The 25,935-nt window shown below is 49.7% G+C and carries 21 protein-coding genes, 1 rRNA gene and 1 riboswitch; of the genes, 11 read left to right on the plus strand and 11 right to left on the minus strand.

The window, feature by feature from the left end:
- Positions 1-34: 34 nt before the first annotated feature.
- The 4 genes from BZG77_RS11020 to BZG77_RS11035 form a co-directional block, all read right to left on the minus strand.
- Positions 35-1,487: ribosomal RNA gene (locus BZG77_RS11020) — 16S ribosomal RNA — on the minus strand.
- Between the two features lie 554 nt (positions 1,488-2,041).
- The gene (hemG, locus tag BZG77_RS11025; protein WP_077647277.1) at positions 2,042-2,578 is read right to left on the minus strand and encodes a menaquinone-dependent protoporphyrinogen IX dehydrogenase; all 537 of its coding nucleotides are present in this window, start codon (positions 2,576-2,578) and stop codon (positions 2,042-2,044) included.
- An 18-nt stretch (positions 2,579-2,596) separates the two neighbouring features.
- Positions 2,597-4,054 (minus strand): TrkH family potassium uptake protein, encoded by a 1,458-nt coding sequence (locus BZG77_RS11030; RefSeq protein ID WP_077647278.1) that lies wholly within the window; start codon positions 4,052-4,054, stop codon positions 2,597-2,599.
- Positions 4,055-4,139: 85 nt separating this feature from the next.
- Complete coding sequence (locus tag BZG77_RS11035) at positions 4,140-4,763, minus strand: YigZ family protein (RefSeq protein ID WP_077461804.1); 624 nt, start codon at positions 4,761-4,763, stop codon at positions 4,140-4,142.
- 216 nt (positions 4,764-4,979) lie between these two features.
- Here BZG77_RS11035 and fadB point away from each other — a divergent pair, with 216 nt between their 5' ends.
- From fadB to acuI, 3 genes are all read left to right on the plus strand, one after another.
- Positions 4,980-7,160, plus strand: coding sequence for a fatty acid oxidation complex subunit alpha FadB (fadB, locus tag BZG77_RS11040; protein WP_077647279.1), 2,181 nt, complete (start codon positions 4,980-4,982; stop codon positions 7,158-7,160).
- 16 nt (positions 7,161-7,176) lie between these two features.
- Complete coding sequence (gene fadA, locus BZG77_RS11045) at positions 7,177-8,340, plus strand: acetyl-CoA C-acyltransferase FadA (RefSeq protein WP_077461802.1); 1,164 nt, start codon at positions 7,177-7,179, stop codon at positions 8,338-8,340.
- A gap of 157 nt (positions 8,341-8,497) precedes the next feature.
- The gene (gene acuI, locus BZG77_RS11050; RefSeq protein ID WP_077647280.1) at positions 8,498-9,490 is read left to right on the plus strand and encodes an acrylyl-CoA reductase (NADPH); all 993 of its coding nucleotides are present in this window, start codon (positions 8,498-8,500) and stop codon (positions 9,488-9,490) included.
- A 171-nt stretch (positions 9,491-9,661) separates the two neighbouring features.
- Here acuI and BZG77_RS11055 read toward each other — a convergent pair whose 3' ends face one another.
- The gene (locus tag BZG77_RS11055; protein ID WP_077647281.1) at positions 9,662-9,865 is read right to left on the minus strand and encodes a hypothetical protein; all 204 of its coding nucleotides are present in this window, start codon (positions 9,863-9,865) and stop codon (positions 9,662-9,664) included.
- 122 nt (positions 9,866-9,987) lie between these two features.
- Between BZG77_RS11055 and tusA the strand changes: the two genes are divergently transcribed.
- Positions 9,988-10,236, plus strand: coding sequence for a sulfurtransferase TusA (gene tusA, locus BZG77_RS11060; RefSeq protein WP_077647282.1), 249 nt, complete (start codon positions 9,988-9,990; stop codon positions 10,234-10,236).
- A gap of 35 nt (positions 10,237-10,271) precedes the next feature.
- Here tusA and BZG77_RS11065 read toward each other — a convergent pair whose 3' ends face one another.
- Positions 10,272-10,832: a TMEM165/GDT1 family protein gene (locus BZG77_RS11065; protein WP_077647283.1), complete on the minus strand. Its 561-nt coding sequence runs from the start codon at positions 10,830-10,832 to the stop codon at positions 10,272-10,274.
- A 92-nt stretch (positions 10,833-10,924) separates the two neighbouring features.
- A riboswitch (yybP-ykoY riboswitch) is annotated at positions 10,925-11,034 on the minus strand.
- Between the two features lie 174 nt (positions 11,035-11,208).
- Between BZG77_RS11065 and glyQ the strand changes: the two genes are divergently transcribed.
- From glyQ to BZG77_RS11080, 3 genes are all read left to right on the plus strand, one after another.
- Entirely contained in the window at positions 11,209-12,120 is a 912-nt protein-coding gene (gene glyQ / locus BZG77_RS11070; protein WP_025673809.1) for a glycine--tRNA ligase subunit alpha, read from the plus strand.
- Between the two features lie 9 nt (positions 12,121-12,129).
- Positions 12,130-14,199 (plus strand): glycine--tRNA ligase subunit beta, encoded by a 2,070-nt coding sequence (gene glyS, locus BZG77_RS11075; RefSeq protein ID WP_077647284.1) that lies wholly within the window; start codon positions 12,130-12,132, stop codon positions 14,197-14,199.
- A 381-nt stretch (positions 14,200-14,580) separates the two neighbouring features.
- On the plus strand, positions 14,581-15,834 hold the full coding sequence (locus tag BZG77_RS11080) for a valine--pyruvate transaminase (RefSeq protein WP_077461797.1): 1,254 nt from the start codon (positions 14,581-14,583) through the stop codon (positions 15,832-15,834).
- A gap of 259 nt (positions 15,835-16,093) precedes the next feature.
- Here BZG77_RS11080 and BZG77_RS11085 read toward each other — a convergent pair whose 3' ends face one another.
- The 5 genes from BZG77_RS11085 to dnaA form a co-directional block, all read right to left on the minus strand.
- Positions 16,094-16,534 carry an Hsp20 family protein gene (locus BZG77_RS11085; RefSeq protein ID WP_025744545.1) on the minus strand — a complete coding sequence of 147 codons (441 nt, stop codon included), beginning with the start codon at positions 16,532-16,534 and terminating at the stop codon, positions 16,094-16,096.
- 244 nt (positions 16,535-16,778) lie between these two features.
- Positions 16,779-19,196 carry a DNA topoisomerase (ATP-hydrolyzing) subunit B gene (gene gyrB, locus BZG77_RS11090; protein WP_077461796.1) on the minus strand — a complete coding sequence of 806 codons (2,418 nt, stop codon included), beginning with the start codon at positions 19,194-19,196 and terminating at the stop codon, positions 16,779-16,781.
- 18 nt (positions 19,197-19,214) lie between these two features.
- Positions 19,215-20,294, minus strand: coding sequence for a DNA replication/repair protein RecF (gene recF / locus BZG77_RS11095; protein ID WP_077647285.1), 1,080 nt, complete (start codon positions 20,292-20,294; stop codon positions 19,215-19,217).
- Positions 20,295-20,297: 3 nt separating this feature from the next.
- On the minus strand, positions 20,298-21,398 hold the full coding sequence (gene dnaN, locus BZG77_RS11100; RefSeq protein WP_077647286.1) for a DNA polymerase III subunit beta: 1,101 nt from the start codon (positions 21,396-21,398) through the stop codon (positions 20,298-20,300).
- 2 nt (positions 21,399-21,400) lie between these two features.
- Complete coding sequence (gene dnaA, locus BZG77_RS11105; RefSeq protein WP_025744542.1) at positions 21,401-22,798, minus strand: chromosomal replication initiator protein DnaA; 1,398 nt, start codon at positions 22,796-22,798, stop codon at positions 21,401-21,403.
- A gap of 702 nt (positions 22,799-23,500) precedes the next feature.
- Between dnaA and rpmH the strand changes: the two genes are divergently transcribed.
- From rpmH to yidC, 4 genes are read left to right on the plus strand one after another with little or no spacing between them, the layout of a single operon-like run.
- Positions 23,501-23,635 carry a 50S ribosomal protein L34 gene (gene rpmH / locus BZG77_RS11110; protein WP_025672864.1) on the plus strand — a complete coding sequence of 45 codons (135 nt, stop codon included), beginning with the start codon at positions 23,501-23,503 and terminating at the stop codon, positions 23,633-23,635.
- A gap of 13 nt (positions 23,636-23,648) precedes the next feature.
- On the plus strand, positions 23,649-24,020 hold the full coding sequence (gene rnpA / locus BZG77_RS11115; protein ID WP_025744540.1) for a ribonuclease P protein component: 372 nt from the start codon (positions 23,649-23,651) through the stop codon (positions 24,018-24,020).
- Complete coding sequence (gene yidD / locus BZG77_RS11120; protein WP_077456636.1) at positions 23,972-24,232, plus strand: membrane protein insertion efficiency factor YidD; 261 nt, start codon at positions 23,972-23,974, stop codon at positions 24,230-24,232. Before rnpA ends, yidD begins: the two co-directional genes overlap by 49 nt.
- Positions 24,233-24,234: 2 nt before the next feature.
- Positions 24,235-25,851, plus strand: a complete 1,617-nt coding sequence (gene yidC, locus BZG77_RS11125; protein ID WP_077647287.1) for a membrane protein insertase YidC — start codon at positions 24,235-24,237, stop codon at positions 25,849-25,851.
- Positions 25,852-25,935 lie beyond the last annotated feature (84 nt).

The following is a 25,935-nucleotide window of genomic DNA, read 5'->3' on the forward strand; positions in this document are numbered from 1 at the left end:
CAATCTGTGTGAACACTCGCAAGAATAGCGTCAGTAAGGAGGTGATCCAGCCCCAGGTTCCCCTAGGGCTACCTTGTTACGACTTCACCCCAGTCATGAACCACACCGTGGTAAACGCCCTCCCGAAGGTTAAGCTATCTACTTCTGGTGCAGCCCACTCCCATGGTGTGACGGGCGGTGTGTACAAGGCCCGGGAACGTATTCACCGTGGCATTCTGATCCACGATTACTAGCGATTCCGACTTCATGGAGTCGAGTTGCAGACTCCAATCCGGACTACGACAAACTTTAAGGGATTCGCTAAACATCGCTGTCTCGCTGCCCTCTGTATCTGCCATTGTAGCACGTGTGTAGCCCTACTCGTAAGGGCCATGATGACTTGACGTCGTCCCCACCTTCCTCCGGTTTATCACCGGCAGTCTCCCTGGAGTTCCCACCATTAYGTGCTGGCAAACAAGGATAAGGGTTGCGCTCGTTGCGGGACTTAACCCAACATTTCACAACACGAGCTGACGACAGCCATGCAGCACCTGTCTCAGCGCTCCCGAAGGCACRCCTCTATCTCTAAAGGCTTCGCTGGATGTCAAGAGTAGGTAAGGTTCTTCGCGTTGCATCGAATTAAACCACATGCTCCACCGCTTGTGCGGGCCCCCGTCAATTCATTTGAGTTTTAACCTTGCGGCCGTACTCCCCAGGCGGTCTACTTAATGCGTTAGCGCCGAAAGCCAAAGTCTAAAACCTCAACCTCCAAGTAGACAGCGTTTACGGCGTGGACTACCAGGGTATCTAATCCTGTTTGCTACCCACGCTTTCGCATCTGAGCGTCAGTCTTTGTCCAGGGGGCCGCCTTCGCCACTGGTATTCCTTCAGATCTCTACGCATTTCACCGCTACACCTGAAATTCTACCCCCCTCTACAAGACTCTAGCCTGCCAGTTTCAAATGCGGTTCCGAGGTTGAGCCCCGGGCTTTCACATCTGACTTAACAAACCGCCTGCATGCGCTTTACGCCCAGTAATTCCGATTAACGCTCGCACCCTCCGTATTACCGCGGCTGCTGGCACGGAGTTAGCCGGTGCTTCTTCTGCAGCTAACGTCAAGCCGTGCACGTATTAAGTACACGACCTTCCTCACTGCTGAAAGTGCTTTACAACCCGAAGGCCTTCTTCACACACGCGGCATGGCTGCATCAGGGTCTCCCCCATTGTGCAATATTCCCCACTGCTGCCTCCCGTAGGAGTCTGGGCCGTGTCTCAGTCCCAGTGTGGCTGATCATCCTCTCAAACCAGCTAAGGATCGTYGCCTTGGTAAGCCATTACCTTACCAACTAGCTAATCCTAACTGGGCCCATCCCAACGCGATAGCTTACATGTAGAGGCCACCTTTGGTCCATCCACCGAAGCTTCAATACTGCCGTTTCCGCTCGACTTGCATGTGTTAGGCCTGCCGCCAGCGTTCAATCTGAGCCATGATCAAACTCTTCAATTAAAGTTTTGGTGTTTGCYTTTCCWAAGAAAAGACAAACGGCTCGATAAATACTGTTTTGTTCGTCTCTTGCGAGACAAACGAATTGACTGTGCCGAATAACTAAAAGTTATATCGTATTGGTCACTCAGTTCATCGAATAAATCTTTTTGTCTATTCTCAACGAGTGCCCACACAGATTGCATAGGTCAAATTGTTAAAGAGCGTTGACTGTGCGAAGCTGCGCTTCGCTTGGTCAGGGCTGCGTATGATACGCGCCTTACCGTTAAAGTCAAGAAGAAATTTTATCTTTTATTTTCAACCCTCAGGCCGGAAATAAAACCTCTTTTTGACTCCCCTAACGCTTGGCGTTAAGTGGACAGCTATCTTAATCTTTTAAAAACTCACGTCAAGCGTTTATTTTTATTTGATTTTTTACTTCAACATGGCGCTGAGCGCTTGCCCTGTGTGCCGTGTCGATGGAGGCGCATTATAGAGAAGTTGATCGCCTTAGCAAGAGGGAAAAGCGACTTTTTTTGCAAAAAGCCGCCGTTCGGTCAAAGAATCAGCGCCATGGGCTAAAACTGAGCAAATTGATCAGTGAATGCTTTCACTTTTTGCCAATCGGTATATTCCACTTCCTTACTCGTATCCGTCTCGCCGCCGGTAATATGCATAATAAAGCGAATCATCATACGATCGAACCATTTATAGCGCGGGTAGTAGAGGGCTCCGGCGAACACGCCATGCAACTGAGGCGTCCATGGCGACTTTTCTAGAAACTTACGACTATAGGCGCTCGTTTCTGCGGTATCTTTACCAGGTTTACGCGCGGTTAAATTGACACTAAAAAAGCCCGCTTTCACTCGGTTTAGCTGTTCGCTGTGCGTATCGATAAATTGATAGAGCTTTTTATTGAAGTGGCCATAACGAATCGATGCTCCGATTAACACCCGATCATATTGGGTAAGATCGAGTGTTGGCACTTGATGGAGATCGCTCACGTCACACTGCGCACGTTCTCCAAGCTGACTCTCTATATAATGTAGAATCTTCTTAGTTTGCCCTTCCCGACTTGAGTGTAACAGCAGCACTTTCTGCGTTGCGTTGCTCATTGCTTCTCCTTCCCCTGTTTAGCTACGCCAAAAAGTGGGGGTAAATAAAACCAGTAATGTGAATATCTCTAAACGACCAAACAGCATCGCTAGGATCAGTACCCATTTCGCTGTGTCATTAATATCACCAAAGTGAGCAGCCACTTCGCCCAAGCCTGGGCCGAGATTATTGAGTGTGGCCGCCACAGCCGAAAAAGCGGTCAGCTCTTCGATGCCGGTTGCAATTAACGCAAGCATACAGATCACAAAGACCAACGCATAGGCGGAGAAAAATCCCCATACCGCGTCGACGACTTGTTGACGTAAGGCTTTGTTGCCCACCTTAATCGTATACACTGCTCGGGGATGGACTAAGCGCTTAAGCTCGCGCGTACCTTGTAGTGAAAGCAATAAGATACGAATGACTTTCATCCCCCCACCTGTTGAGCCTGCACACCCGCCGATAAAGGAAGTGAATAACAATAGAACAGGTAAAAACAGCGGCCAATGAGCAAATGTCGTCGTGGTATAGCCTGCGGTGGTTGAAATAGATACCGACTGAAATAATGCTTGAGTGAAAGTTTCAGCGGAACTGTCATAGACTTGATGGCCACTAAGCATGGTGAAGACGACCAGCCATAGTAGAAGTTGAATAAGTAAAAACGCGCGAAATTCGGGATCACGTAAATAAAACTTTAGATTGAGCCCGTTATTAGCAAATGCCGCAAAGTGAAGCGAAAAGTTGCAAGCAGATATCAACAAGAAGACCACGGTGATAAGGTTTACGGCCGTACTGTCAAAGTGACCGATACTTGCGTCATGGGTTGAAAAACCGCCAATTGCAACGGTTGAAAAGCTATGCCCAATCGCATCAAACGCTGACATACCGGCCAACCAATAGGCTAACGCGCAGCTGACCGTCAGTGTCAGATAAATGTACCAAAGGACTTTCGCGGTTTCGGCTATCCTGGGCGTCATTTTGGTATCTTTGACCGGCCCAGGGATCTCTGCACGATAAAGCTGCATGCCCCCGATGCCAAGTACGGGAAGAATCGCCACCGCTAAGACGATAATCCCCATTCCGCCCAGCCATTGAAGCAGCTGGCGATAAAATAAAATGGCCTTAGGCAACTCATCCAGACCAACAATCACGGTCGCCCCTGTCGTCGTTAACCCCGAAAAGGACTCAAAAAACGCCTCACTGACCGATAAATCAGGCTGTTCCGACAACATCAGCGGCACAGAGCCTGCGCTGCCGATCACCGTCCAGAACAGCACGACAATTAAAAAGCCATCGCGCGCTTTGAGTTCATGCCGGTAATCACGGTTTGGAAACCAAAGCAATCCCCCCCCCGCAAGCAGTAAGAAAAATGTCAATACAAACGGGAGCCCAGCACCGTCACGGTAAATAAAAGCCACCAGCGCAGGGGCGAGCATGGTAATGCTGAACAGGGCCAGTAGAAGTCCGACGATGCGGGTAATGGAACGAAATTGCATAGCCTGACGTGGCCCTCTTATCAGCGACAGCCTTTTACTGCCGTCTCATCGTTACACGTAAAGCAGGCTAAATGCCTGACGTTAATTATTGATGTTCTGTCGAGCAAGCTTGTGCCTGCCCACGAGTTTGATTTTTTAGCGCATCGAGAAAACCTTCGATGAATCGCGCATCAATACGGACAGCTAGTTGCACATTATGACTGAACGCTGCATCAAGCTGAATGCCATGGTACTGCTTTAGTAGCAACTCGATAGTATCAATGTGAGCATATTCACAGCTTATTGTGTAAGGAACCGTGACAGCAACCTCACGCGTTGTTAATAAGCTTAGCGCTTGTTGCACACTGGTACCGTATGCTTTCACTAAGCCCCCGGTACCCAGTTTGATCCCACCGAAATAACGGACAACCACCGCACAGACCTCTCCGACCTTTGCGCCCGACAGTTGCGCAAGCATTGGTTTACCTGCGGTTCCTGCGGGCTCGCCATCGTCACCACAGCCCCATTGTACCGATGATTCGGGTCTTCCCGCGACGAAGGCCCAACAATGATGGCGCGCATCAGGGTAAGCGTTGCGTAAAGATTGAATAAACTGCTTCGCGTCTGCCTCACCCGGTGTGTGAGCAAGATAGGTGATAAATCGGCTCTTTTTTATTTCAAGCTCGTGCCTGACAGTCTCTGCAGGAACCGCATAAGGCGTGATCGGCATAATGATATAATCCTTCAGTTTCTACCTTGCACTTTATCATATCTCCGCTTCTTCTACAGGGACGCCCATGCAGTAAAAACAATCCACACCACATATTTTAAACATTCGTTTAACTTTTGGTTGTCATTTATTATAACAATGATCCACACTAGAGCTCATCTGGTCTAACCAGAACAGTATTCAACCAGGATGGTACGGCCAACGTGGAGAAAAACCATGATCTACCAAGGAGATAACCTTTCAGTTCGTGCATTGGAAAACGGCATTGTAGAACTGACACTGGACAGCCAGGGTTCTGTCAACAAACTGGATCTGTCGACGCTAGAAAGCTTAGACCGAGCCCTCGACGCCTTAGCAGGCCGAGAAGATGTAAAGGGGCTCATGCTCACATCTGCAAAGTCGGCCTTTATTGTCGGCGCCGATATCACCGAGTTTCTCGGTTTATTTGCCAAGCCCGACCAAGAGCTCTCTGATTGGGTTTCGCGCGCGAACGCAATCTTCAATCGTTTAGAAGACCTCCCCTATCCGACGATCAGCGCCGTCAACGGCCATGCCTTAGGGGGCGGCTGCGAGTGTATTCTTTCTACCGATTTACGTGTTGCAAGCTCTGACGCACGGATTGGTCTCCCCGAAACCAAACTGGGTATTATGCCTGGGTTTGGTGGCACCGTGCGCTTACCGCGTTTAGTGGGTGCCGATACAGCGATGGAAATTATCACTGCAGGTAAAGAAAAACGCGCAGCAGCAGCGCTCAAAGAAGGATTAGTGGATGCCGTCGTTGAAGTAGATAACCTTCGTGACGCGGCAATCAATATGCTCACTGAAGCCATCAATGAAAAAATTGATTGGCAAGGCCGTCGTCAGCAGAAAAAACAACCATTGGGGCTAAACCGCACAGAAGCCACCATGAGTTTTACTATGGCTAAAGGCATGGTGGCTCAGGTAGCCGGTAAGCACTATCCAGCGCCCATGACTGCCGTGACGGCCATTGAAGAGGCGGCCGGCATGACACGCGATGAGGCACTCAAGGTCGAAAATCGCTATTTCGTCAAACTGGCAAAAACCGACGTTGCTCAAGCCTTAGTCGGGATTTTCCTCAATGATCAAGTAATCAAAGGCAAGGCGAAAAAAGCCGCTAAACAAGGGAAAGATACCCAGCGTGGTGCCGTTCTAGGTGCAGGTATTATGGGCGGCGGCATCGCCTACCAATCGGCCCTAAAAGGCGTGCCTGTAATGATGAAAGACATTGCACAAGCATCGCTAGATTTGGGCATGAAAGAGGCCACCAAGCTACTCAATAAGCAACTCGAACGCGGTCGTATCGATGGCTTTAAAATGGGCCAAGTGCTGTCGTCAATCACCCCAAGTCTACACTATGCCGGCATTGAACATAGCGATGTAGTTGTTGAGGCTGTGGTAGAGAACCCTAAAATCAAAGCCAGTGTTCTCAAAGAGGTAGAAGAGCAAGTGAGTGCGGATGCGGTAATTGCATCGAATACCTCCACCATTCCTATCAATACGTTGGCCAAGTCAATGGCGCGCCCAGAAAACTTCTGTGGCATGCATTTCTTTAACCCCGTCCACCGCATGCCGTTGGTCGAGGTGATCCGAGGCGAAAAGACCTCCGATGAAACCATTGCCCGTGTGGTTGCCTATGCAGCGAAAATGGGCAAATCACCGGTTGTTGTCAATGACTGTCCCGGGTTTTTCGTCAACCGCGTACTCTTCCCCTATTTCCATGCCTTTAGCTTTCTTCTTCGTGACGGTGTGGATTTCCAACGCATCGATAAGATTATGGAGAAGCAATTTGGCTGGCCAATGGGCCCTGCCTACTTGCTCGACGTGGTTGGTATCGATACCGCGCACCACGCGCAAGCGGTGATGGCAGAAGGCTTTCCTGATCGCATGAGTAAATCAGGTCGTGATGCGATTGATGTGATGTTCGACGCCGAGCGTTTCGGTCAAAAGAACGGCAAGGGTTTCTATCGCTACTCTATCGATAAAAAAGGGAAGCCGAAAAAAGAAGCTGATGAAGCCGTACCTGAGTTACTTGCCTCCGTGATCGAGGGGAATCAGTCAGATATCAGTGATGAAGATATAATTGCTCGTATGATGGTGCCGATGGTCAATGAAGTGGCACGTTGTCTCGAAGAAAACATTATCGCCTCTCCTGCTGAAGCAGATATCGCCTTGGTCTATGGCATTGGTTTTCCGCCATTCCGCGGTGGTGCTTTCCGTTATGTTGATACTCTGGGTGTTGATCACTATGTCGCAATGGCAGACAAATTCTCTGATCTTGGCGCCTTGTATCATGTCCCAACGGATATGAAACGTCGTGCGGGCGACAAACAGGCTTACTTTGATGTGACCCCGGTCAACGCACCGCAATCAGCCTAAGGTTAAGGAGAGAACAATGAACAATGTAGTGATCGTTGACTGTATTCGTACACCAATGGGCCGCTCTAAAGGCGGTGTATTTCGCAATGTACGCGCGGAGGACTTATCGGCGCACTTGATGAAATCCTTACTGACTCGCAACCCAGCAGTCGAAAGCAGCGCAATTGAAGATATTTATTGGGGCTGTGTCCAGCAAACGCTAGAACAAGGCTTTAATATTGCGCGTAATGCCGCTTTATTAGCGGGGATCCCACACTCCGTTGGTGCTACCACCGTCAACCGCCTGTGTGGTTCGTCGATGCAAGCGCTACACGATGCAGCGCGTGCAATCATGGTGGGCGATGGTGACACCTTCATGATTGGGGGCGTGGAGCATATGGGACACGTGCCGATGAACCATGGGGTCGACTTCCATCCTGGTTTGTCTAAATCGGTTGCAAAAGCAGCAGGCATGATGGGACTTACTGCAGAAATGCTTGGTCGTATGCATGGTATTAGCCGCCAAATGCAAGACGAGTTTGCTGCTCGCTCTCATGCGCGTGCTCACGCAGCCACGGTAGAAGGGCGTTTTAGACAAGAGATAGCCCCTATCGAAGGCCATGATGCTAACGGCCTACTAACTCTGGTTGAAGATGATGAGGTGATTCGTCCAGAAACCACGGTTGAAAGCTTGGCTAACCTGCGCCCCGCCTTTGACCCTGTTACGGGCACAGTCACGGCGGGTACTTCATCAGCGCTATCAGATGGCGCATCAGCAATGCTAGTGATGAGCGAAGAAAAAGCCAAATCACTCGGGCTCCCTATTAGAGCACGTATTCGAGCGATGAGCGTTGCCGGCTGTGATCCATCAATTATGGGTTATGGCCCAGTGCCAGCCACCCAAAAAGCACTGAAACGCGCTGGATTGAGTATCGATGATATTGATCTTATTGAGCTGAACGAAGCATTTGCCGCGCAATCACTACCTTGCGTCAAAGATCTCGGCCTGATGGATAAAGTCGATGAAAAGGTCAACCTCAATGGCGGCGCCATTGCCTTGGGTCACCCATTAGGCTGTTCAGGTGCTCGCATCTCGACCACCTTGTTGCATCAAATGGAGCGTCAAGATGCCACCTTAGGGTTGGCAACCATGTGTATTGGTTTGGGTCAAGGGATTGCCACCGTGTTCGAACGCGTGTAATGCCTTCTTCGTGACGAAAAAAGAGCGGTGTTTACCGCTCTTTTTTTTGGCTTGCGTCACCCCCACTCGCAATCGCATAGTGATTGATATAACTCAAGTGGTCGCTTATTCGCTCGGCCTAGTATGGCCGCTCACTTATTCCAACCGGGAGAATGCCATGTTTAACGCGCTTGTCCTCGAACAACACGAAAAACAAACCCGCGCCAACATCACCGCCTTAGCAGAGAGTGATCTCCCTGACGGCAATGTTACCGTCGATATTGACTATAGTTCACTCAATTACAAAGATGGCCTCGCCATTACCGGCAAAGGGAAAATTGTGCGCCAATTTCCGATGGTGCCAGGTATTGATTTTGCTGGCACGGTTGCAGACAGCCAGCACCCAGACTATCAACCTGGAGATAAAGTGGTGCTGACCGGCTGGGGCGTCGGTGAAGGCCACTGGGGTGGCATGGCTGAGAAAGCGCGCGTTAACGGTGATTGGTTAGTCCCCTTAGCCGAAGGGCTGACTGAACAACAAGCCATGATGGTCGGCACCGCTGGGTTGACTGCCATGTTATGCGTACAAGCCTTGATTGATGGCGGCGTTAAGCCAGAAGACGGCAAAGTGTTAGTCACGGGCGCCAGTGGTGGCGTAGGTTCTGTCGCCGTCACCTTATTACATGCTCTCGGTTATCGCGTCAGTGCTGTCACTGGCCGCCTAGACGCAAACCAAACCTGGCTTGAACAGCTTGGTGCCGATGACGTTTTACCGCGTGACGCATTTAGCGCCCCTGGGCGCCCGCTTGATAAACAACACTGGGCTGGCGCAGTTGATACCGTCGGCAGTCAAATGCTTGCCAACGTGCTGTCACAAATTCAGTATGGTGGTACGGTCGTTGCATGTGGCCTTGCTGGTGGCTTTGATCTCCCTGCCACCGTCATGCCATTTATTTTGCGGAATGTACGCCTGCAAGGTGTGGACTCTGTCTCTTGCCCGAGACCACAACGGCTCGCCGCATGGCAGTCACTCACCAAGCTGTTACCCGCACGCTACTTTGAACAAGCGTGCCACACTATCGCCCTTGCCCAGACGCCAGCGTACGCCGATAAAATCATCAATGGCGAAATAAAAGGCCGCGTGGTGATTGATATCACCAAGCAAGACTAACCATAAACGTAAGATTCATCATATGACACAAGGTCAATACTTAGCGAGATATTGGCCTTGTTTCCGTTACTGGTTTTCTCTGAATAACAGGCAAAAAAAATCCCGCTCTGAAAGCGGGGAAGCCCAAGAAAACTAGGGAGTGAGAGTGAGTGTCGCTGTTGAGTGAGTTAGCTAGCCTTGCGAAGAATCTGTTGGCTGAACGGTCAATGTTTCCATCAACAACCCCAGCGCAGACACCAGCAATGCTAAAGTCGTTAATAGAGCGTGACCCTGACTATGCGCTAAGTCTAAAAAAGCAAGGGCGCTCAATCCTGTATAAGCCAATACACGGTAGCCATAATTAAAACCAAATTGTTGCTCGTTTGCTTTTCTCATGCCACTCGCCATTCGTTAACGACTTGTTAATTAATTTACACAACAATTTTACAATCACAACCCTATTTGAATAATTCTGACTCGTAAGTATGATCAGGTCGACATTTTTTGAGGACACCGACATGACGACGCTTTTTAACCATGCTGATCATCAGCTTGATGCTTTAGGGTTGCGTTGCCCTGAGCCTGTAATGATGGTGCGTAAACATATTCGCCATATGGCATCAGGCGAAACCTTGCTTATCACCGCTGATGATCCCTCTACGACACGAGATATTCCGAGTTTTTGTCGCTTTATGGACCATACCCTGGTCGCAGCCCAAACAGAGACCGTACCGTTTCAATTTTTGATCAAAAAAGGGCTGGCATAATGCCAACCCTTATACCAATTCATCATTGTCCTGCGTTAACTCAGTAGATACCAGGTATCGAGTACAGCCAATGCCGCAAACATGGCCGCGGCGAGCGCGCGTACCACCGCAAATGGCACATGGCGCTGAATCTTATCCCCGGCTAAAACCACGGGAACATTGGCTAACAGCATCCCAATGGTAGAACCAGTCACCACAATCCACAGTGCATCATTAAACTGTGCCCCCAAAGCCGTGGTCACCAATTGAGTTTTGTCGCCTATTTCAGCGACAAAAAAGGCGACAAAACTGGCCCAAAATGCACTCTTTCCCTGTATACCTTCATCCTCAAGCTTATCTGGGATCAGCATCCAAACCGCCATCACACTAAAACTGATAATCAAAATGACGTGTAAAACGGTGTCTGTTAGAAAGTCTGCGGCCACCACACCAAGCCATGCGGCTATTGCGTGGTTAATCAAAGTGGCTAATAGAATGGCACTGACAATCACCGCGGGTTTTCGAAACCGGGTCGCCAACGCCAAAGATAGTAACTGGGTTTTATCCCCTATTTCCGCCAAGGTGACGGTGGAAATAGAAATAGCAAGAACGCTCATGACAATGCTCATCTGGGGCAGGGCTTATTATGATTCAACCACGACAACACACACGCCCCACCCCGGTTCGTGCGATTGCCGTTGGTCTCGTCAAGCCCAGAGCACCATAAAGGTGGGCTTGCAATCACCATGAAGATTTTGCTTCAACTATGTTGATGATTGCCCCACTGACTGTGCAGTGGTCGACTACTCCCCAAGACGGCGCTAGTTTACGATTTGAACAATCATTTGGCAACGCCTATTTATCCACATTATCGCTGTATCGATAAGTCGGTTAAAGACGCACAAAAATCCGCCAGCCCCCTACTGCTTGAGCGCGCTGCGAGTTATAATTGCCAGCTATTTTCTCCATTCATCAACTCGCGCGAACCTGACAATGCATAAATTCGATATCAAAACCTTTCAGGGTATGATCCTCGCGCTGCAGGATTATTGGGCCCAGCAAGGCTGTACCATTGTTCAGCCGCTAGACATGGAAGTGGGGGCGGGAACCTCCCACCCGATGACATGCTTGCGTGCCCTTGGACCAGAACCGATCGCAGCGGCTTACGTTCAACCTTCTCGTCGTCCAACCGATGGTCGTTATGGTGAGAACCCAAACCGTTTGCAGCACTATTATCAATTTCAAACCATCCTCAAACCATCACCCGATAACATTCAGGAGCTCTATCTAGGCTCGCTGCGTGTGCTGGGTATAGATCCCGAAGTTCACGATATTCGCTTTGTCGAAGATAACTGGGAAAACCCAACACTGGGTGCGTGGGGTTTAGGCTGGGAAGTGTGGCTTAACGGAATGGAAATTACCCAGTTTACCTACTTCCAGCAAGTCGGTGGTCTGGAATGCAAACCCGTTACTGGCGAAATCACTTATGGTATCGAGCGCCTGGCCATGTACATCCAAGAAGTCGACTCTGTCTATGACTTAATCTGGACGGATGGTCCGTTTGGCAAAGTGACCTACGGCGATATTTTCCATCAAAACGAGGTGGAGCAGTCGACCTACAACTTTGAACACGCTGATGTTGACTTTCTGTTCCGCTACTTTGATCAGTGCGAAGCCGAAAGTACCAAGCTCTTGGATCTCGAGCAGCCGCTCCCCTTGCCTGCTTATGAGCAGATCCTAAAGGCTGGTCATGCGTTTAACCTACTGGATGCGCGAAAAGCCATCTCAGTGACTGAACGCCAACGCTATATTTTACGCATTCGTACCCTGACTAAGCGGGTTGCTGAGGCGTACTATGCATCACGCGAAGCACTGGGCTTCCCCATGTGCCGCCACACTCAATAAGGGAGCATCATGGCAACGCAAAATTTCCTGATAGAGCTAGGTACGGAAGAGCTACCACCGACAGCATTGCGTACACTGGCTGAAGCTTTCGCAAGTCAGTTTGAAGCGCAACTAAAAGACGCTGACCTGAGCCACCAAGGTGTTACTTGGTATGCATCACCTCGCCGGCTGGCGTTAAAAGTGGCCGCTTTGAGCGATCGCCAACCCGATAAGGTCGTAGAAAAACGCGGACCCGCGGTCAGCGCTGCTTTTGACGCCGACGGCAATCCCACCAAAGCCGCCATGGGTTGGGCGCGCGGTAATGGTATTGATGTCAGCGAAGCTGAACGCTTAAAAACCGATAAAGGTGAGTGGCTGCTTTATCGTCAACACGTTCCTGGCCAAGCCATTGACGCTTTGCTGCCCGTGCTAGCCGATAACGCGCTAAACAAGTTGCCTATTCCTAAACCCATGCGCTGGGGTGATAAAGACACCCAGTTTATCCGCCCGGTGAAAACCTTGGTAATGCTATACGGTGAAACCTTAATTGAAGGCACGATTTTGGGCGTGGCGTCCGACCGTGTTATTCGTGGTCACCGCTTTATGGGTGAATCGAGCTTAACGCTGGATCATGCTGACCAATACCCAGAGCGCCTCGAGCTTGAAGGTAAGGTCATGGCCGATTATGAAAAGCGTAAGGCATTGATTATTAAAGATGCCAAAGCAGCCGCGGACGCAGTGGGCGGAATGGCTGAGCTGGATGAAGACTTGGTCGAAGAAGTCACCTCTTTGGTGGAATGGCCAGTGGTACTGACTGCCTCTTTTGAGAACAAGTTCCTTAAGGTGCCATCAGAAGCGCTGGTGTACACCATGAAAGGCGACCAAAAGTACTTCCCGGTTTATGACGCCAACGGCGAGCTACTGCCTAAGTTTATCTTTGTTTCTAACATTGAATCGAAAGATCCGACACAGGTTATCTCAGGGAACGAAAAAGTCGTACGCCCTCGCCTCGCGGATGCTGAGTTCTTCTTTGATACTGATCGCAAGCGCCCATTGATTGATCGCCTGCCAGAGCTTGATAGCGCGGTATTCCAAAAACAATTAGGTACCATCAAAGATAAAACCGACCGCATTACTGCACTTGCAGGACAGATTGCAGAGCGTATCGGTGCCGACAAAGCACACACCGAGCGCGCTGGCCAACTGGCAAAGTGTGACTTAATGACCTCAATGGTGTTTGAGTTTACCGAAACGCAAGGCGTGATGGGCATGCACTACGCACGTCATGATGGTGAACCAGAAGCGGTTGCGCTGGCACTGAACGAGCAATATTGGCCGCGCTTTGCCGGTGATAAGCTACCTACGACGCCAGTATCGTCAGCCGTTGCAATGGCCGACAAAATGGATACCATCGTCGGTATCTTTGGTATTGGCCAAGCACCAAAAGGGAGTGATCCATTCGCCCTACGCCGTGCCGCTCTCGGTGTGCTACGTATTATCGTTGAAAACGGCTATCAGCTGGATTTAGTCGACCTCATTCGCGACGCCAAAGCCCAATACGATGATCGCCTCACCCATAAAGAAGTAGAGACCGAGGTCTTAGACTTTATGCTAGGCCGCTTCCGCAGCTGGTATCAAGATATGGGCTATAGCGTTGATATCATCCAAGCGGTGTTGGCACGTCGTCCAACCAAGCCAGCTGACTTTGACAGCCGCGTTAAAGCGGTGTCGCACTTCCGCAGTCTGGAAGAAGCCGAAGCACTGGCCGCGGCCAATAAGCGTGTGGGTAATATCTTGGCCAAGTATGACGGTGAGCTCCCTAGCAGCGTCGATACTAGCTTGCTCCAAGAAGACGCAGAAAAAGCATTGGCAGACGTGGTAGCAGAGAAAGTCGCTGCGGTTAAGCCTTTGTTTGCTGACAGCGATTATCAAGGCGCGTTGACCGAACTGGCGCAATTACGCACACCGGTTGATACCTTCTTTGATAATGTGATGGTCATGGCCGATGACCCAGCACTGAAAGCCAACCGTTTAGCGATGCTTCACCTTATCCGTGAGCAGTTCCTCAACGTGGCAGATATCTCAGTTCTACAGAAGTAATTATCAGCAATACACGACTCAGCCCCGCCATTGCGCGGGGCTTTTTTTAGCTATTTAAACGCCCACGCCCCTCTTCGCTACTCACTCTCATCTTCTTAGCGACCAACTCACACCCTCCTCATTGGTTCTTAACCTCAATGATGCTAATCCCCCTGTTTGTCGGCCTAAAACGAGTTGGTTTCACGTGAAACACGCGGCTTGTTATCCCTTTCAGCGGCTTTTCTCCCGAGAGTGTACCGATAACGTAACAACCCCCGTCAACCATGCCAATTAGTGACGAAGAGATAACAAACTTATCAGACTTTCTTTTAGACAATAGATTGTTGTATGTTGATGGCAGCTTAACCAAAACAATGACATAAATATTTGAAGGCAGTAATCATGGAAGTCACTCACTTTGGCGAGAAACTCGCTAACCACTCGGGTATCACCCAGTTAATGGACGATTTGAATGATGGCTTACGTAATCCAGATGCGATTATGCTCGGTGGCGGCAACCCCGCTGCGATACCGGAAATGCTCGATTACTTCAAAACACTGAGCCAATCGATGCTGGATGATGGTAGCCTCGTCCATGCCATGGCCAACTATGATGGCCCACAAGGGAAGTCGGCATTACTGAATGCCCTCGCCGAGCTTCTCAATAAGACCTATGGGTGGCAGCTTTCCAGTAAAAACATCATGCTCACCAACGGTAGTCAAAGTGCGTTCTTTTATCTGTTTAACCTTTTAGCGGGACGTTATTCAGACGGCAGCCATAAAAAGATTTTACTACCCTTGGCGCCTGAATATATTGGCTATGGCGATGCAGGGATCAGCGACGATATCTTTGTTAGCTACCAACCTGACATTGAGTTAATGGATAATCGACAGTTTAAATATCATGTCGACTTTAGTCGCTTAACCATTGATGACAGCATTGGTGCTATCTGTGCCTCTCGGCCGACCAACCCAACCGGTAATGTGCTCACTGATAGCGAGATCCAGCAGCTTGATAAACTCGCGCGCGAGCATAACATTCCATTGATTATCGATAACGCCTACGGTACGCCGTTCCCTGATATTATCTTTGAAGATGTTGCCCCGTTTTGGAACGACAATACTATTCTTTGCTCTAGCCTCAGCAAGCTAGGGTTACCCGGGGTGCGTTGCGGAATCGTGATCGCCAACGAAGATGTCATCCAAGCCATGTCAAATATCAACGGCATCGTTAGCCTATCGCCAAACAGTGTCGGACCGGCAATGGCGCTGGCGATGATTGAACGCGGTGACTTGTTACGATTAAGCAAAGAGGTCGTTCGCCCCTTCTACCAACAAAAATCACAGCGCACACTTCGTATGGTGTTGGACACTATTAATGATGAGCGTGTTCGCGTGCATAAACCCGAGGGGGCCATCTTTTTGTGGCTGTGGTTTGAAGACTTACCCATTTCTACCCAAACACTGTACCAGCGACTAAAAGCCCGTGGTGTACTGGTGGTGCCAGGCGAATATTTCTTTATTGGTGTGGAAAGCGAGGATTGGCCTCATGCGAGACAATGTATTCGCATGAACTACGTCCAAGACGACGATACCATGCAACGAGGCATAGAGATTATTGGCGAAGAAGTCATCCGTGCCTACCAAGAGGGCTAACACTGTTTCACGTGGAACACTTACCGAGCTCATTCTTTACTGTTTCACGTGAAACATTGGCTCAGGCTTAGTTCGAACCAACGTAAAAATCTGGCAAGTCATCCATCGTTATCATCGACAAGCCAGATAACTGCAACGATAAGCAGACTGAAAAAAACCAACATGCATAAATGAAGGGCAGCGTTAGCTGCCCTCTTCGTTACGATTAACTTACTGCTTGGAGTCGCTGCGCCGCTAAATTTTCATGTCTCTGCCGCGCTTATTCTGCGTTTTCTAGCATGCGGTTACCGCCTATTTCGATACGGCGAGGTTTTTCTTCTTCAGGCACCTCACGAACCAGATCAATATGCAGCATGCCGTTTTCCATTTCCGCCCCCATCACTTTAATATGATCGTCGAGGTGGAACTTGCGCTCGAAGTCTCGTTCAGCAATGCCCTGGTATAAGAACTTAGTGTTCTGGTTTCGTTCGGCTTTTTTGCCGGCGACCGTCAGGCTATTTTTTTGCTGAGTGATATCGACTTCATCTTGCCCGAATCCAGCAACAGCCATCGTAATCCGGTACTGGTTCTCCTTACTTTGCTCAATGTTGTAAGGAGGGAACCCACCCGCATTATTCGTGTTACTATTCTCGACCAAGTCGAACAAACGGTCAAAGCCAATCGCAGTACGATAGAGAGGAGAGAAATCAAAGTTACGCATAATCTTACCCTTCCTATGAAGCAATAAAATGTTATCTACGGCTTTCCAACCTGGACAAGCCCCCGGCGACCCAAAGGCATCGCCTCATTACTCTATATAGGGTTGCGCCGATTGATTTCAATGGCTGATTTTAAATTTTTTTCTGTATTTAATCAGTCATACCTTGCGCATTATGTTGCATATATATATTAAAAAGGCCAGCAATACTGCTGGCCTTAATAGAGACAAATAACGGATCAGTGGTTTACACGTCGAGGTTTTCCACTTTCAGCGCGTTGTTTTCAATGAAGGCCCGACGAGGCTCAACTTGATCACCCATCAAGGTGGTAAACAGCTCATCGGCCGCAACCGCATCGTGGATAGTCACCTGCATCATACGGCGCCCTTCAGGGTCCATGGTGGTCTCCCAAAGTTGATCAGGGTTCATCTCACCCAAACCTTTATAACGCTGACGCGAGACACCACGCATGGATTCTTTAACCAGCCAGTTTAGCGCCTGCTCAAAGGTCTCCACTTTTTGGGTCCGTTCCCCACGCTTCACGTAAGCCCCCTCGTCAAGTAGCTGATCGAGTGTTTCCGATAAGCTCGCAATGCGCCCATATTCTTTCGAATTCAGGAAGTCATAGCTGACCTGGTACTTATAATCAACGCCATGGGTTCGCACCACCAGCTCAGGCACCCAAACTTGGTGCTCTTCATCAAAGCGACAAGACGCTTGATAGTGGCTTTCACCGGTCGATTTGCGATTAAGGATGTCGACAATGTTCTCAACCCACTTCTTCGCGGCCCATTCGTCACGAAGTTCCTCGACCGCTAAACGCGGCTGGTACAGCAGCTCATTCAGCAATGCTGCGGGATAACGACGTTTCATACGCTGAATCAGTTTAAGCACACCATTGTACTCTTTGACCAGCTTTTCGAGCGATTCACCGTGCATCGCTGGCGCATCAGGGTTCACAAATAATGAGGCATTTTCCAGTGCGAGCGCGACCTGATATTGCTCCATTGCTTCATCGTCTTTGATGTACTGCTCTTGCTTACCCTTCTTCACTTTATAAAGGGGTGGCTGAGCGATGTAAATATAACCACGCTCAATCAACTCAGGCATTTGGCGATAGAAGAAGGTTAATAACAAGGTACGAATGTGCGAGCCATCAACGTCAGCATCCGTCATGATAATGATGCTGTGATAGCGTAGCTTATCGGGGTTGTACTCTTCGCGACCAATCCCACAGCCCATGGCAGTGATCAGGGTCGCCACTTCTTGCGACGATAACATCTTATCAAAACGGGCTTTTTCCACGTTTAAGATCTTACCTTTAAGCGGCAATATCGCTTGGTTTTTGCGATTACGCCCTTGTTTCGCAGAGCCACCGGCTGAGTCACCCTCCACAATGTAGAGCTCAGACAGGGCAGGATCTTTTTCTTGGCAGTCGGCCAATTTACCAGGCAAGCCAGCTAAGTCCAGTGCCCCTTTACGACGTGTCATTTCACGCGCTTTACGCGCTGCATCACGTGCACGTGCGGCATCAATAATCTTGGAGCACACCACTTTGGCATCGGCTGGATGTTCAATTAAAAAGTCAGACAAGTGGCTGCTCATGGCGGATTCAACCGCCGATTTCACTTCCGATGACACCAGTTTGTCTTTGGTTTGGCTCGAAAACTTAGGATCAGGGACTTTGACCGATACCACCGCCGTCAAACCTTCTCGGGCATCATCGCCAGACGTCGCTGCTTTAGCTTTTTTCGAATAGCCTTCTTTGTCCATAAAGCTGTTTAAGGTTCGCGTCAGTGCACCGCGGAACCCAGCCAAATGCGTACCACCGTCGCGCTGTGGAATATTGTTGGTAAAACAGTAGATGTTCTCTTGGTAACCATCGTTCCACTGCATTGAGACTTCGACGCTAACGCCATCATCACGCATATGTTCAAAATGGAACACCGATGGATGAATCGCGGTTTTCTTTTTATTCAAATGCTCAACGAACGCACGGATACCGCCTTCATATTTAAAGTGATCCGATTTGTCTTCCTCGCGCTCGTCAATCAATCGAATCGACACACCCGAGTTAAGGAAAGACAATTCACGTAAACGCTTGGCGAGGATCTCGTAGTTGAAGTGAATATCCGTGAAGGTTTCTTCACTCGGCCAAAAACGAATGCGGGTACCGGTTTGATCGGTTTCGCCCAGTTGAACCAAGGGACCCAGTGGCTCACCATGAGAAAAATTGAGTTGGTGGGCATAACCGTTACGCCAAATTGTCAATTCAAGCTTTTCTGACAGTGCGTTAACCACAGAGACACCGACACCGTGTAGGCCGCCCGACACTTTATACGAGTTATCATCAAATTTACCCCCGGCGTGCAGCACGGTCATGATAACTTGGGCAGCTGAAACACCCTCTTCTTCGTGAATATCGACAGGGATACCACGACCATCGTCGCGGACCGACACAGAGCCGTCTTCGTGAATGGTGGTCACGATATCGTTACAATGTCCGGCCAGTGCTTCATCGATCGAGTTATCGACCACCTCAAACACCATATGGTGTAGGCCGGTACCGTCGTCGGTGTCGCCGATATACATTCCCGGACGCTTACGGACGGCATCCAAGCCCTTCAGTACCTTGATACTCGATGAATCGTATTCGTTGGACATTGAGTTACTCTCGCTTATTTATCCTGCGTTAATTTTGCCATGTTCCACATGAAACATCTTACTATTTTCGTCGCAAATTTCCGCGACTTGATCGGCACTAATGGCGCTGACAAAAACCTGCGCCCCGATCCGGGTCAATTCACTGGCGAGCAGTGCCCGGCGGCGGCTGTCTAATTCTGAGGCAAAGTCATCGATCAGGTAAATACAGGCGATGCCTTGCTCTTCGCTATATAGCTGTCCTTGTGCAAGCCGAAGCGCACAAACCATCAATTTTAGTTGCCCTCGAGAGAGCACATCATCGACCGGGGTACCGGCCACCTTGATGCGTAAATCGGCTTTGTGTGGTCCAGACACCGTGTAGCCCATTTGCTGATCGCGTTCGAAGTTAGTCGCCAACAAAGCCTGGTAATCTGCACCGCGCTCCCAGCCTTGGGAGAACCGAAACTGAATCGAGAACTCGGGTAAAAATGCCTGGCATAACGCCGTTGCGCGCTCGGCCACAGCATTAACATAAGCTTGTCGCCAAACACTAATTTGCTCGGCCAAGCTAGCAAGTTCTGCATCCCACACTTGTATATCACGGTAATTGCGCGCAGTTTTAAGCGCGGCGTTCCGTTGCTTGGTGAGCCGCTTGACCCGCGTCCACGCTTCAAAAAAACCGGGTTGGGAATGAAACACCCCCCAGTCAATATACGCACGGCGAAATTTAGGACCATCTGTTAATAGCTCAAACCCTTCAGGGGTAATCAGCTGCAAGGGCAAGACTTTGGCCAGTGCCACTAGCTTTTGCCCTTTTTCTTGACCTATTTTAACATCGGCACTGCCGTCTCGGCGCTTTTGAATGCCGACCGGAAGCAAGATCCCATCTTGCGTTTTCACCCGGCCATGGACCGTTAAGCTCGGTTGTTGATGACGGATCACACGGCTGTTCAGTGCGCTGCGAAATGAGCGCCCGTGGCCAAGAAAATGAATCGCCTCCAAGACACTGGTTTTTCCACTGCCGTTGGGGCCAATTAAAAAGTTAAAGCCTGACGACAGTTCGATATCGCAGGCTTCAATATTTCTGAAGTCATGAATGACCAGTCGAGTGAGCGCCATAATCTAGAGGCGAATGGGCATCACGACATACATGGCATCATCGCGATCACAGTCCTCAATCAAAGTACTGCCGACCGCGTCTGTCATTGAAAAACGGACAGTGTTACAGCGCAAAACGTTGAGCACATCTAAAACATAACTGACGTTAAAACCAATCTCGATGGCCTCGCCTTGATAATTCACTTCCAAAAATTCTTCGGCTTCTTCTTGCTCGGGGTTATTGGCAGAGATGCGCAGCTCACTGCCATCAATATTCATCCGAACACCACGGAATTTCTCATTCGACAGCACCGCGGCTAACGACAAGGCTTGCTTGAGCTCCGCGCAATTAACCTCAAGTGTCCGAGACGTCGATTGCGGCAGCACTCGGCGATAGTCAGGAAATCGTCCATCGACTAACTTCGAAGTAAAGGTCACGTTGCCGACTACCGCACGAATATTGGAGGCACCAATCTGAATATTGACCGGATTTTCACTATCATCCAACAAACGCGCTAGCTCACTGACGCCTTTACGCGGCACAATCACTTGTTGCGCTGGCGCGCTTTCATCCATGGTCAGGTGGCACACTGCCATACGGTGACCATCGGTCCCTACCGTACGTAGCGTTTGTCCATCGGTTTCGAACAGCAAGCCATTGAGATAATACCGCACATCTTGGTTTGCCATTGAAAACTGAGTCGCATCAATCAGGTGATTCAGTTTACTTTGTGGCAGCTGCAGGCTTACATCCGCTTGCCAATCATCGATGTTGGGATAATCGCTAGCCGGCAAGGTGGACAAGGTGAACCGGCTTCGACCCGCTCGCACCACGACACGATCACCTTCTTGAGCAACCGTAATACGAGCTTCACTGTTCAAGCCTTTGATAATATCCATGAACTTACGCGAGGGAACCGTTATCGCCCCATCTTGATGCTCTCCCTCCAACGGTGCCGTTGCATTAAGCTCCACCTCCATATCAGTGGCGGTGAGCTTAAGTTGCTGCTCGGCGACTTCAATCAGAAGATTGCTTAAGATCGGTAAGGTACTGCGCCCACCTAAAGCCCCAGAAACTTGTTGCAGCGGTTGAAGTAGCTGCTCACGCGTAAGAATAAATTTCATAATTAGGACGACAATGTTCGAATCAGGTTAGAGTAATCTTCTTTAATATCGTGACTTTCTTCACGCAGTTGCTCAATTTTACGGCAAGCATGCAATACGGTTGTATGGTCACGACCGCCAAAGGCATCACCAATTTCTGGCAAGCTGTGGTTGGTCAGCTCTTTCGATAAGGCCATCGCCATTTGACGAGGGCGTGCAACCGAGCGAGACCGGCGCTTAGATAACAAATCCGCCATCTTGATTTTATAATATTCTGCCACGGTTTTCTGAATATTATCGATAGTGACCAGCTTTTCTTGTAGCGCCAACAAATCGCGCAACGCTTCCCGAACGAAATCAATGGTGATCGCGCGGCCGGTAAAGTTGGCGTTGGCAATGACACGATTAAGCGCCCCTTCCAGTTCACGGACATTCGACCGCAACCGCTTAGCAATAAAGAAGGCAACTTCATCCGGCAAACGAATCGCGTGGTCTTCTGCCTTTTTCATCAAGATCGCCACACGCGTTTCCAATTCAGGCGGTTCGATAGCAACCGTCAGGCCCCAACCAAAGCGTGATTTCAAGCGATCCTCAACCCCATTGATTTCTTTTGGGTAGCGATCGGAGGTCAAAATGATCTGCTGATTCCCCTCAAGCAAGGCATTAAAGGTATGGAAAAACTCTTCTTGTGAGCGCTCTTTATTGGCAAAAAACTGAATATCATCGATCAAGAGTGCATCCACGCTGCGGTAGTAGCGCTTAAACTCTTCGATGGCGTTGTTCTGCAGTGCTTTGACCATGTCTTGCACAAACCGCTCAGAGTGCATGTAAACCACGCGAGCATCTGCCTTTCGATCGGAAATAGCGTTCCCCACCGCATGGAGCAAGTGCGTTTTACCCAGCCCCGTCCCACCATACAAAAACAGCGGATTATATGCCGCTCCCGGGTTTCCCGAGACCTGCCGTGCCGCCGCGAGTGCAAGCTGGTTCGATTTACCTTCCACAAAGTTATTAAACTTGTGTTTCGGATTCACGTTGGAGCGATGATTGACATCCGATTGCACCGGTGACGGTGCCGGCTCCCAAACGCGTCCACGAGTGGGGGCAGGGGCCGCTTGTTGAGGCGCAGGGGCTGACGCCGGGCCAGCTGGCGCAGATTGCGGCGCAGCAGCAACCGGTTTACTGCCCACTTCAAAGCGCAGCATAGGCACGTCGACACCACAAAACTCATTCAGCAGTTGATTAATCTGATGCAAATATTTATCCCGCACCCAATCAAGCACAAAACGGTTAGGGGCAAACAGGGTCAACGTATTGTCATTGAGTTCGGCTTGAAGTGGCCGTACCCACATACTAAATTCTGTTGCAGGTAAATCATCTTGAAGCCGTTCAAGACACTGCAACCAAAGCGATGATGACACGTTTGACTCCACGCAGTTATACCGAAAAGGAAAAGGTCATAATGGTACTCCTGTCGCGCCCAGATCGCTACCCACAAGATCCCGAAATCAGTGAATAAGATCCGACTTATGCACATAGATCCCACAGATAACCCAGAGATCGCCACAGCCTACCCGCTTTTTACTCACAACATTGCGCACATGATCGTCGCGACCAGTTCGAGAATTCGAAACCATGTCCCACACCAATCCTCATCACGCCTGTTAATACGCTATGATTCATAACAATAAAGAAATCACGGTTCGTAAGGGCAATCATACGATTCAGTCCGTCGCGGAATTAAAAGATAAAACGGTCGCATTGAGATCAAAGAGCCGGGCTTGGCGACAAATGCGGCCACTATCCTGGTTCTTTATCGGATGGCCAACAACAACGCGTAGGGCTTGGCCGCTTAATCACTGTGATGATCTCCGATTACATAAGTTTTTGAATCAAGTCGGGATCACCGCTTAATTTGCGATCAGTTGGCAAGGATCCTTGCGATCTGCGACTAAGCGCTTATAATTCACGGCCCGAAGTGGCGTGGGTTTTGTGATTGACTAATCGTTAGTCAATGGCTACAATCCGCCCTCTTTGTTGAGAGGCGTCGGAGACAAGCATACTGCTATCCTCCCACGTCGGGTTAACAAACCTAACACTGATCAGTAATAAAGGTAGAAACCATGAAACGCACTTTTCAACCTTCAGTTCTAAAGCGTAAGCGCACTCACGGTTTCCGTGCGCGCATGGCGACTAAGAACGGCCGTAAGGTCATTGCCGCTCGCCGTGCGAAAGGCCGCAAGCAGCTTTCTAAATAATCCGTAGTGATTTGTGAATAAGCTCGCTTATCCTCGGGAGTTACGTCTGCTAACTCCCGAACATTTCAGTGCCGTCTTTCAGCAACCTCATCGCGCAGGTTCGCCGCACTTGACTATACTCGCCAGAAACACCGCGCTCGAACACCCACGTCTCGGTCAAGCTGTCCCGAAAAAGCAAATCAAACTTGCCGTTGATCGCAACCGCTTTAAACGTGTGGTTCGCGAGAGTTTTCGTTTACGTCAGCATCAACTGCCGGCGAAAGACTTTGTGGTTATCGCGAAAAAAAGTGCCAACAACCTGAGTAATCAAGCGCTGCGAGACGAATTGGACAAGTTATGGCAACGTTTGTCGCGACCGCCGCGCAAAAAGCGCTCATCGCGCTGATTCGGGGATACCAACTGGTGATTAGCCCATTAATTGGGCCACGATGCCGGTTCACACCAACCTGCTCCCATTACGCCATCATGGCGATTCAATCCCATGGTGTGATAAAAGGGTGTTGGTTGGCAGGCAAACGTCTATTAAAATGCCACCCTTTGAATGATGGCGGCTACGATCCTGTACCGCCTTGCGACCACCATAACAGAGACAATTAACAATGGATTCCCAACGCAATATCCTGTTGATTGCCCTATTGTTCGTTTCTTTCATGCTATACATGGAATGGAGCAAACCAGAATCCCCGCAGCCGCAGGGACAGGGCGTTGAGCAGCAGCAAACGACTCACAGTGACGTGCCAAGCAGCAATGACGGTAACGATACCACGTCTCTTGATGCACAGCCTGTCTCTGACAAGCTCGTCACCATCAAAACCGACGTATTAACACTAAAAATTGATACGCAAGGCGGTGATGTTGTCCATGCCGAGCTTCCACAATACGATGCTGAGCTGGACTCTGATAATGCCTTCACCCTGCTACATACTAAGCCGGATCATACCTTTGTCGCCCAAAGTGGTTTAATTGGTGCCAATGGCATTGATACCGCTGAAGGCCGCGCACAATACCAGGTGACCCAGAACGACTTCTCTCTCTCAGACGATCAAGACACTTTGCGCGTCCCGATGACAGTCGAAAAAGAAGGGATCAGTTATACCAAAACCTTTGTATTTAAACGTGGTAGTTATGCGGTAGACGTTGAGCATACAATTAATAACCAAACCGATGCGAATGCCAGCGTCACTATGTACACCCAGCTCAAACAAAACTTGCTGGATGATGGTGGTAGCCTAACCATGCCGACTTATCGCGGCAGCGCTTACTCAACGGACGACAAGCGTTACGAGAAGTACAGCTTTGATGACATGGAAAGCAAAAATCTCAGCGTAACCTTTGATCAAGGTTGGGCGGCCATGATTCAACACTACTTTGCCACCGCGTGGATCCCACGTGCCGACAATAATGTGTTGAGCACACGTACCACCTCGCAATACGGTTATATTCAGACCAAAACCAGTGACACTGTCCCTGCTGGTACCAGTAAGACCTTAACGGCAACGCTATGGGTTGGCCCGAAACTGCAAGACCAAATGGCCGCAGTGGCGCCAAGCTTGGATCTTGTGGTCGACTATGGCTGGCTCTGGTTTATCGCCAAGCCTTTGCATTGGTTGCTATCAACCATTCAGACCTTTGTCGGTAACTGGGGTCTATCAATCATTATGCTGACCTTTATCGTCCGTGGTGCCATGTACCCGCTTACCAAAGCGCAATACACCTCGATGGCGAAAATGCGCATGCTGCAGCCTAAACTGCAAGAAATGAAAGAGCGTATTGGTGACGACCGTCAGCGCATGAGCCAAGAAATGATGGAGCTGTACAAGCGCGAAAAAGTTAACCCACTGGGTGGCTGCCTACCGCTAGTGCTGCAAATGCCGATCTTCATTGCGCTCTATTGGGCATTGATGGAATCGGTCGAACTACGTCACGCACCTTTCTTTGGTTGGATTCAAGACTTGTCAGCACAAGACCCTTTCTATGTGCTACCTCTGTTGATGGGGGCGTCTATGTTCCTGATTCAGAAGATGAGCCCAACCACGGTCACCGATCCGATGCAGCAGAAGATCATGACCTTTATGCCCGTGGTCTTCACTTTCTTCTTCTTGTTCTTCCCATCCGGTCTGGTTCTATACTGGTTGGTATCGAACGTAGTCACGCTGCTCCAACAGACGTTAATCTACAAGTCGTTGGAGAAAAAAGGCCTGCATTCGCGCTCGTAACTCAGGCCGCGTCAAGCAATAATAAAAAGGCGACCTGGCGGTCGCCTTTTTCACGTTAATGGCCCACTGGCCTGTCACTGCAAT

The organism is Salinivibrio sp. IB643, from assembly GCF_001996105.1.
GTDB lineage: Bacteria > Pseudomonadota > Gammaproteobacteria > Enterobacterales > Vibrionaceae > Salinivibrio > Salinivibrio costicola.